This is a genomic window from Inquilinus sp. (genome assembly GCF_057815775.1).
The window spans coordinates 1-2,501 of record NZ_JBYRFX010000857.1 but is presented as its reverse complement, the minus strand read 5'-3'; the positions used below and the strand labels follow the sequence as shown (position 1 = coordinate 2,501).

The 2,501-nt window shown below is 66.5% G+C and carries 3 protein-coding genes; 2 read left to right on the top strand and 1 reads right to left on the bottom strand.

The features are described from left to right. The coding region (locus AC3XYG_RS30780; protein WP_489143695.1) for a catalase-related domain-containing protein at positions 1-920 on the top strand (920 nt) is incomplete at its 5' end. A gap of 218 nt (positions 921-1,138) precedes the next feature. Continuing rightward, positions 1,139-1,843, top strand: coding sequence for a GntR family transcriptional regulator (locus AC3XYG_RS30775; RefSeq protein ID WP_489143694.1), 705 nt, complete (start codon positions 1,139-1,141; stop codon positions 1,841-1,843). A 62-nt stretch (positions 1,844-1,905) separates the two neighbouring features. On the opposite strand, the gene AC3XYG_RS30770 is transcribed toward AC3XYG_RS30775, so the two are convergent. Next, positions 1,906-2,501: mannonate dehydratase (locus tag AC3XYG_RS30770; protein ID WP_489143693.1), on the bottom strand; the 596-nt coding region annotated here is incomplete at its 5' end.

Sequence of the window (2,501 nt, the reverse complement as noted above, 5' to 3'; positions counted from 1 at the left end):
CGTTCCAGAACCTGCAGCGCGACGGCCATATGCAGACCCAGGTTCCCACCGGTCGGGCCAATTACGAACCCAACAGCCTGGCCCAGGCGGGCGAGGCGGGCGGGCCGCGCGAGGATCCCAAGGGCGGCTTCCGCAGCTTCGCCCTGCCGCTCGAAGAGACCAAGGTCCGGCTGCGTTCGGAGACCTTCGCCGACCACTACAGCCATGCCCGGCTGTTCTATCGCTCCCAGTCCGAAATCGAACAGGCGCATCTGGCCAGCGCCATCGTCTTCGAGCTTTCGAAGGTGGTGCTGGAGCATGTCCGCAGCCGGGTCCTGGCCAATCTGCGGAATGTCGACGAATCCCTGGCAAAGCGCGTTGCCGACGGCCTGGCAATGGACCTGCCGGCGAAGTCGGAGGCGGCGGCCCAGCCGCATGACATGAAGCCGTCGCCGGCCCTGCGCCTGATCGGCAAGTACCCACCCAGCCTGAAGGGCCGGATGGTCGGCGTGCTGGTCACGGACGGCGCCGACGGCAAGGTGGTGGACGCCGTCCGCAAGGTCGCGGAAGGCGATGGCGCCACGGTGAAGATCGTCGCGGCCAAGATCGGCGGCGTCACCTTGAAGGACGGCAAGACCCTGAAGGCGGATGGCCAGTTGGCCGGCTCGCCCTCCGTGATCTTCGACGCGGTGGCGCTGGTGCTGTCGAAGGAGGGCTGCGCCCAGCTGTTGAAGGAGAGCGCCGCCACCGATTTCGTCACCAACGCCTTCGTCCACCTCAAGGCCATCGGCTTCACCGCCGAGGCCAGGCCGCTGCTGGCCAAGGCCGGGGTGGCGGACGATGCCGGCGTGGTCGATCTGGGCAAGGGCGCGGGCGGCTTCCTCGAGCCCGCGCGCACCCGCCAGTGGGTTCGCGAGCCGAAGATCCGGATGCTGGCCTGACCGTGTGGCGATGATCGGGGTTTCTGCCGCACATCTCTGATCGAAGCGCGCAACAGGGCAGGCGGTACCCGGTCGATCGGGCGCCGGCCTGCCCTTTTGTGTTTCAGACTCGACATCTCACATCAACTTCGACAAGGATCGTACACGATATTCAAAAGATCACGTGCAGAGCCCACAGGCTGGGCACTGCGGACTTAAAGGGTGGCCTGGCACGGTCCATGAGCATCATGTCCAGCCCGGACTTGCCGGCCTTCCCGGCGTCGGACCGCGAGGCCTCGGTCTATGAGGCGATCCGCGAGGACATCATTGCCGGCCGCATCCCGGCCAATGCCCGGCTGATCGTCGCCGATCTCGCGGAGCGGCACGGCACCTCGACCAACCCGGTGCGCGAGGCGCTGCAGCAGCTCCGCGGCGAAGGCTTCGTCGTCATGACGCCCAATCGCGGGGCGCGCGTGCGGGCGATCGACGAGGATTTCATCCGCGACATCTATGAGATCGAGGTCCTGATCGAGCCGGCGCTGACGCGCTGGTTCGTCGGCATCGCGACCGACGCCGACATCGCCGAGCTGGAGGCGCTCCACGTCGAGATGGTGCGGCTCAACTACTCGGACCCGGTGCGGCACGGGCTGCTCGACACCCAATTCCACCACACGATGTACGAACGCCACTACAACCGGCACGCAGTCGATCTGTGGTGGAAGCACCGCGAGATCCTGCGCGCGATCAGCCGGCGGCATCCGACGTCGCTCGGCCGCCAGGCCGCGGTGATGCGGGAGCACCAGGAGGTCCTGGACGCGATCAAGGCCCAGGATTCGGATGCTGCGGCGGCCGTTCTCGCCCGCCATGTCGAAGGATCCGGCCGCCACATCATCGAGCAGATGCGGGCGGCGCGGCGCAGCAGTCAGAAGACCAAGGTGGAGTAACCACCGGACCGGGACCAGTTTCGGGAGGAGATGCCGTGACCCTTGTGGGGAGGAGTCGGTCTTCAGGCGGCCCGTTCGGCCATGCGCAGGAGTCCCTGCATGTAGCCGATCGCATGGGCGCGGCCCCGGTGGTTCCAGTCGGTGTCGTCGTCCATATGCGGGACATGGTCGTCCAGCAGGAAGCCGGTGAAACCGCTTTTGTGCAGCAGGGCCATGGCCTCGGCGGGGTCGAAATTGCCTTCGCCGATGAAGCATTCGGTGAAGTCCGGCACCGTGCCCTGCACATCGCGGAAATGGACGTAGAAGATGCGCCCCTTCGGTCCGAAGAAGCTGATCATCTCCTGCACATTCGTAGCACCACCCGGCATTTCCGAGCAGCAGCCGAGGCAGAGGTCGAGACCCCAGGACGGGCTGTCGGCATAGCAGGCATAGGCGCGCTTGAAATCCGCCGGGTCTTTGAAGATGCGGGCGACGCCGCCCAGCATCGGCACCGGCGGATCGTCGGGATGCAGCGCGATCTTTACCCCCGCCTCCTGGGCGACCGGCAGGACGGCATCCATGAAATAGATGTAGTTCGCCCACATCATCTCGGCGGTGACGATGCCGTCGACCTCGTCGAACAGCGGCATCGAGTCCGGCCGGCCGAGCGTCGTCGGCA